Origin of the sequence: Armatimonas sp. (assembly GCF_031410135.1) — a bacterium.
Classification (GTDB): domain Bacteria; phylum Armatimonadota; class Armatimonadia; order Armatimonadales; family Armatimonadaceae; genus Armatimonas.
Map to the genome: position 1 here is coordinate 1 of NZ_JANNYP010000465.1, position 6,271 is coordinate 6,271.

General features: G+C 59.2%; 7 protein-coding genes and 1 pseudogene. 4 read left to right on the forward strand and 4 right to left on the reverse strand.

Translation table 11 applies throughout. The features are described from left to right. From RMO15_RS17250 to RMO15_RS17260, 3 genes and pseudogenes are all read right to left on the reverse strand, one after another. Positions 1-1,159: pseudogene (locus RMO15_RS17250) on the reverse strand (glycoside hydrolase family 65); the annotation flags it as partial. A gap of 38 nt (positions 1,160-1,197) precedes the next feature. Next, positions 1,198-2,040 carry a hypothetical protein gene (locus RMO15_RS17255; protein WP_309714689.1) on the reverse strand — a complete coding sequence of 281 codons (843 nt, stop codon included), beginning with the start codon at positions 2,038-2,040 and terminating at the stop codon, positions 1,198-1,200. Between the two features lie 79 nt (positions 2,041-2,119). After that, positions 2,120-2,392, reverse strand: a complete 273-nt coding sequence (locus RMO15_RS17260) for a hypothetical protein (RefSeq protein ID WP_309714690.1) — start codon at positions 2,390-2,392, stop codon at positions 2,120-2,122. 49 nt (positions 2,393-2,441) lie between these two features. Here RMO15_RS17260 and RMO15_RS17265 point away from each other — a divergent pair, with 49 nt between their 5' ends. Beyond that, positions 2,442-3,638 (forward strand): hypothetical protein, encoded by a 1,197-nt coding sequence (locus tag RMO15_RS17265; RefSeq protein WP_309714691.1) that lies wholly within the window; start codon positions 2,442-2,444, stop codon positions 3,636-3,638. A gap of 19 nt (positions 3,639-3,657) precedes the next feature. On the opposite strand, the gene RMO15_RS17270 is transcribed toward RMO15_RS17265, so the two are convergent. After that, positions 3,658-4,299 carry a hypothetical protein gene (locus RMO15_RS17270; RefSeq protein ID WP_309714692.1) on the reverse strand — a complete coding sequence of 214 codons (642 nt, stop codon included), beginning with the start codon at positions 4,297-4,299 and terminating at the stop codon, positions 3,658-3,660. Between the two features lie 117 nt (positions 4,300-4,416). On the opposite strand from RMO15_RS17270, the gene def reads away from it, so the two are divergent. From def to RMO15_RS17285, 3 genes are all read left to right on the forward strand, one after another. Further along, entirely contained in the window at positions 4,417-4,980 is a 564-nt protein-coding gene (gene def / locus RMO15_RS17275; protein WP_309714693.1) for a peptide deformylase, read from the forward strand. A 1-nt stretch (position 4,981) separates the two neighbouring features. After that, positions 4,982-5,926, forward strand: coding sequence for a methionyl-tRNA formyltransferase (gene fmt / locus RMO15_RS17280; protein WP_309714694.1), 945 nt, complete (start codon positions 4,982-4,984; stop codon positions 5,924-5,926). Positions 5,927-6,035: 109 nt separating this feature from the next. Then, a partial coding sequence (locus tag RMO15_RS17285; RefSeq protein WP_309714695.1) for a hypothetical protein occupies positions 6,036-6,271 on the forward strand: 236 nt, incomplete at its 3' end.

The following is a 6,271-nucleotide window of genomic DNA, read 5'->3' on the forward strand; positions in this document are numbered from 1 at the left end:
CGCGGCCATCGGGGCCGACCATCTTAGGCCAGCGTGCCCCGCGAAACCCTTGCCGCCGCGCCGTGGCCTGCGCTTGGGGAAGAATCTCGGTGTAGTAGGGCAGGCTGCGCTCCAGTAGTGCCTCGCGGCCCCAGAGCGCAAAGTGCGCCGCGTGCCACCAGTGCATCTCCAGATGGAACTTGCCGTGCCATGAGTTCTGCACCAGCCCCGTCTCCTGCGGCGGTAGCGAGCCCGCGCAGTGGATTTTCGTGAGAAACTGCGACAGTACGATCCGCCTCTCTAGCTCAGCGGCACGCGGGTCGGTGGAGCCTGAGAGGTCTAGCGCGCCGCCGGTGCTCCAGAACGCCTGCCAATGCTTGGCCGACGCACGCTTGGTCTCCGCAAACGAGGGCAAGCGCTCTGTGATTGGTTGTGGCGAGAAGGCGAGTACCACTTCGAGCGCTTTGCCCGCGCCCTGAATCCGAAAGTGATGCGGCCCCTCGGGCGTGAGTTTCGCGCCGGGTGAGAGGGTAAGCGTGGCGTGGTAGCGGGTCTCATCCAGTGTGCGCACAAAGTCCGTGCGTGTCTTTTGCGTTTTATGGGCCGTGGTGTGGCGCTCGGGATGGGCCTCGTCCGCGGTCTTGATCCAGTCGGCGGAGGCTCCGGGGAAGCTCAGGCGTAACGGCAACGTGCTGGGCGACACCCGAACCGCCATCAGATCGCGCGTCGGGTGGCACAGCGTCTCGATGGTCACTCTTTGCCCACCGACACTAAACTGGCTCTCCAGTCGCCCTTCCCAGAGATGCAGCGTCTGGCGCGTCTCGGAAAGCTCCGCGAGGGTCAGCTCGGCAAAACCTAAGCGGCCTAGATGCAGGCGGTGCGGGTTTGCACGGAGCCAGAGCCCGGCGGGCGTCATGGACTGATCGGGGTACGAGACGCCGTCATGCAGGCTCAGCGCCTGCTCCAGTGTGAAGCCCTGCGGGTTGGGATCGCTGTGCCAGCCCCACTGCGCGAGTGTCCCTAGCTGCATCGCTTTCTCATGGAACTCTGGGAAGCTCTGGAGGCCCGTGATGTCCGCCGTAAAAGCAAACTCCCCATTGCCCACCGAGAGCGGTGTGAGAGGGTCTGGCTTGGTGAGCACCACATGGTGCCGCGTGACCAGCGCCTTTCGATCTATCATGGCGATAGATTCATCGGTAGATACGAAAGTGCCTGCTTCTACTTTTTGGGAAGAATGTAGTAGATACCATCGCTCTCTTTCAACACCGCGGGCGGCTCACATTTCTCGCAGATTTTTTGTAGAGCCTGAAGGGGAGTTACATGGTTAATACTCAGGGTAATCTTAGCGTTTTCCATCCCCGACTGGATCACGACATTATCCAGACGAGCCTGCTGAACGATTATAGTGATTGCGTCTTTCAAGTTGGCATTACGAAAGTCAATATCCATTTCTCTGCCTGTATTCTTGACCAAACCGGGATTTCGAAGCCGGATTTCGAGCGTGCCATCCTCATGGATATGGGCTGCAACAGGTGGCCTCGCCAGCTTCAAAATGTCCGCTAGAGCCTGCTGGGGAGGTACGTGCTCGCGGTCATACGTGATGTGGGGCATGGGCTCAAGAGAACCAATGATGAATTTTTGTCCAGGAAGAGACTCCTTGAGAATGTCGAGCGCAACATCGAGTGGGACGTTCTCAAGGCGTAGGGTAAGGTGTTTGCTGAGAGATTCAACACGTTTTTGTTGGCTCCTGACACGCCAGACACCCTGCTCTCTCCTGATCGTTACGGACTGGGGGAAGAGATCCGCAATCCGTTGGATTGCTGTCTCTAACGAAACGTCTTTGAGCTGAAGTGTCACGGACCCGGAGAACCATTCGCTGAAAGCAAAGGGGACGTTCGCTACCCGGAAAATCTTGACGAGCGCAGTACTGAGAGGGAAATTCTGGAAATCCAACGTGAGCGCTTTATTTTTTTGAGTGACCTGAGCACGAGGGGGATCGGGGGGCTGCGCGGCTATCGGCAGGGGCAACGAGAGAGTCACGACGGCAAACAAAATCGTCATAGCAGTATCCTTCTTTAGGTTGAGAACCTGGTCGAGTGTGGTTCCTTCAAAATCAAGCGATATTGCGATGAGAGTTTGGTTAGTGTGTGGTGGCGAGCTGGGAGCGGGTGGTGAGCTCGCCGTCTAAGTAGTAGTGGTCAAAAGGGACACTTCCCAGGCGCATCGGGGAGACATCCACAAATTCGATTAGGTGCAGCTCTGCACGAAAGCGCATGGCCGAGTCGCCATCGGAGAAGGCGGCGAGGTACTCATCGCCACTCTGACGCAGACAGACAAACTCACCGGTTTCGATATGCCGCAGGGTAAAGACTGTCCTCTGGAAATCTCCCTGGTTGTGCTCAAAGGGTCGCATATTCTAGTATCGGCAGGTTTTCTGGGCAGCGTTAGAGAAAAGAGAGAGTATGGTGCACCGACAAGACCAAGATCCTCTTTTCTCGTTGACGCTGCCCCGGAGCTGGTTTCGGAGTAGCGTCCAGAGCCGCCTCCCAGAGCGTGTTGCCACGACCGTTCAGCTGATGCGGGGAACCGTTGTCCTGCGCTTGTTGGGAACTCGCGAGCAGACTGCCCCGACCTTGCCCACGCTCGATTTCACAGGACGGCTCCAAGCCAATGGGACTATAGATCAGGGGCAGGGGCGACTGCGCTGGCCGGAGGGATCGCTGGAAAGCGTTGAAGTCAGTCAGGCGCTGGATGGCTCGTACCAGCTCCAGAAAAGTGGCCTGCGAGGCGTGCTCAACCCCGCAAAAAATAGTCTTGGCGTCGTGCACGAGGCACTGCTCTGGTTTGGTCTCGGGCGGCTCCTGAGACGTGGTTCGAGCATCGAGCAGACCGTCACCCTAGTGCGTGAAGAGAGCACACCGGGCCTGCTCTCGGGGACACTGGCGCTTACCGAAGAGCGCGAGGAGCTTTTGAAGCTGCGCGATGAAGCCGTGATGGCGCGGCGGCTACGCTACCGAGCGAGTGGGCTTGGCTATCCCAAAGAGCGCGAGCGGGGCACTCTCTGGCTGGGGCCACAGGGTGAAGTTCTCAAGGGCGATCTCATCCCCTCGTTTGTGGCGACAGCGGCAATGGCACCAGAAAAAAACGACCCCGCCTTTGTCCTCAAGACCCTGGAAAGTGGCCAGTGGCGTGCGGAGCAGGGAGGCAATGGCTGGACAGTCACGCACTCCGAAGGAAAGCTGGAAGCGGAACTGGATTTTGAGCGTCGCCTGCGCCGCCTAACCAGCCGTCTGACCGGAACGCCTCTGAGCGCGGAGTGGGACGGCACGGCGCTGCGCTACGCCTATCCCTCACTCCTGCCCAAGTTTGCCACCGTACCCGAGGGCGGAGTGGCGCTCTTTCTTGCCTCGCTTTTTCTGCCCGAGCCCGTTGCAGGGCTCGCCGTCGGCCAGAAGCGCCCCGTGCTCTTGCTCCCCCTCGTCACGGGCGACGAGCTGGCGCTAAGTGGGGAGCTCACTCGCCTGCCAGACTCCCCGAAAAAGACACGCCGCTACCGACTGACTCTCGATGGAGGCACTATCGCGGAGCTTGAGAACGATGCACTTGGCTTGGTGCGCCTGACCAGCAATGGAGCACTGTCGGCCACCCGGAAGCCGTAAAGGCCGTAAAGAATAAAGCTTAGGCGGCTACTTTAAGCTCGCCGGACTCCTCATCGGTATCCGTTTCTGTGTCGTCAAGAATCAGGGAGACAACCGGCGTCACCATGAGAGTGGGCTCGGTACCAAAGAAGCTCAGGACACTCTCTAAGCGATCCGACTCCGTGTCGCAGAGGGTGCGGATACGCTCTTGCTTCTCTTTGGCAGTGGCGATCTGCTCTTCTTTTTCGGCGATCTGGCGCTGCAAGTCCGCAATCAGGGACTCGGTCTCGGAGACATAGTCGGCGGTCTTCTTGCCCTGAGCCTCAGCAAACTGCTGGAGGGTGTCACGCTTCTGCGTGGCATCCCCCACAATGCTCTGACGGTTGGCTCCGATGGCCGTTCCCAGCGCTCCAAGGGTCACTTGCACCGTCTGGCGCTTCATCTCAAGTTGCATGGCCTGGGGAAGCTGCTCTAGCATGTCCAGGGTCTGCTCCGCCGTGAAGCTGGTGGTGCTCACTTTGGCAAAGTGATAGATCGCAGGAAAATTGAGCGTCCCTTCTGAGGAGAGAGTAGGCGGCTCTGCCACGGCGACGACAGGGGCGGCAGGCATGGGAGCAGGCGCGCTGCTCAGCCGAACGGGTGGTGCGGCTGGCTCAGACGCACTCTCTTTCTTATCTCGCATAAAAAATGACATAGCTTTTCGATCCTTTAGGTGACGTACTGTCTGCATTGTCGGCAGAACCTGAAAAAATTACCAGGGTATTCAACGAAAATTTTGCATGATAAAATGGGGGGCGCTATGGCATCTGATAAGCTTCCTGATCTGGCAGAGAAATACAAAGATATCCCCTTCGACGACAGTCGTGTGCTGAAGTACAAAGAGAGTGCGGGCTGGGAAGTGCTCCTCAAAACTGCTGCAGAGGTCAAGCTGGTGGACAGTGAGATCCGCGCCCTGATCGTGGAGATGGCTGATATTATGTACGCCGCCCATGGTGTCGGGCTGGCCGCGCCTCAAGTGGGCCGCAGCCTTCGCCTTCTGGTCTACGATGCGGGAGGGGGGCTTCAGGCACTCATCAATCCTCATGTCTCCAAAGAAAAAGGCGAGCAGTACGAGCCCGAAGAAGGCTGTCTCTCGATTCCCGGTCTGCGTGGCGTGGTGCGCCGCCCCACCCAGATCCATGTCCAGGCGCTCAATGCCAACGGCCACCCGGTGCGCTTCAAGGCCCGCGACTTCGAGGCGCGGATTATCTGCCACGAGGTAGATCATCTTAATGGGATTCTCTTCACCGAGCGCGCCGATCCCAAGACACTCCATATGCTCACACCTGAGGAGCAAGCCTCGGAGCGCGAGCCTGCCGAGTAGCATGCGTGTTGTTTTCTTCGGGACATCGCCGTTTGCCGTACCGACACTTCACGCACTTCATGCCAGTGCCCATGAGGTGCTTGCTGTTGTGACACAGCCGGATCGGCCTGCGGGGCGCGGGATGCAGCTTGCCGAGTCGGCGGTGAAGAAAGCAGCACGGGCGCTTGGCTACGAGACAATCCTCCAGCCCGAGAAAGTGCGCCGCAAGCCCTTCCCTGAGGAGCTTGCCGCGCTCGCCCCGGATGTGCTCGTCGTGATCTCGTTTGGCCAGATCATCCCCCAGCGCGTTTTAGACATTCCAAAGTACGGCGGTATCAATGTCCACGCCTCGCTCCTGCCGCGCTGGCGTGGCGCAGCCCCTATTCATCGCGCGATTATGGCAGGAGATGCTGAGACGGGCGTGGCGACCATGCAGATGGAAGCCTCTCTTGACACAGGGCCCGTGTTTTTGGAGACGCGCACTCCTCTCTTGCCCACCGACACCACGCTCGCGCTGGAGCCGCGCTTGGCGGAAGCTGGAGCATTGCTACTGATCCAGACTCTAGATCGCCTGGAGCGTGAGCCGCAGTGGCAGCCCACGCCGCAGAGCGAAGACGGCATGACCTACGCCGCGATGCTCACCCGCGAGGATGGCTTCCTTGATCCCACTGCCGAGAGTGCCACGCAGCTTGCTAACCGTGTTCGTGCCCTCACGCCCCGTCCGGCAGGTGTGATCCGGTTGGCAGGAAAAGAAGTGAAGGCTCTGGAGGCGATTGCCCTTCCTATCGAGGAGCCTGGCATACCCGGCAAGATTATCGCGGTGACAAAAGAGGGCATTGAGCTGGCGACCGTTGAGGGCATCCTGCGCCTCGTCACCGTGCAGCCACCGGGCAAGCCCGCGATGGCGGCGGCGGCCTATGCAAACGGAGCGCGTCTCAAGCCGGGCGACCTTGCCGCCTCTCCGTAAGATTTTTTCGTCAAAGAAGGATTCGTCGCGCCGACGTTGTATAATAGGCTGGCATCCTTGTCAGTAGTGTCTATTGGATTAGTTGTGCCGAAAGGAATCGAGTTTGAAGATGCGTGTCCTTAACCGCCGCCTCGTGCGCTTTGTCTCTGCTACCATTGTTGGTGGCATGGCGCTTGCCGCTCTGGCTCAGGAGAATGGTGCCCCGATAACGTTCTCACTTTTTAAAGGTGAGACGGACTCCGTTACGTTGGGTGGCTGGGGAAGTGGCCGCGCTGATGCTAGCCGAGGCGATAGTGGCCGCGTCAAAGTGGGGGACTACTCCATTAAAGTCACCACGCACGGTAC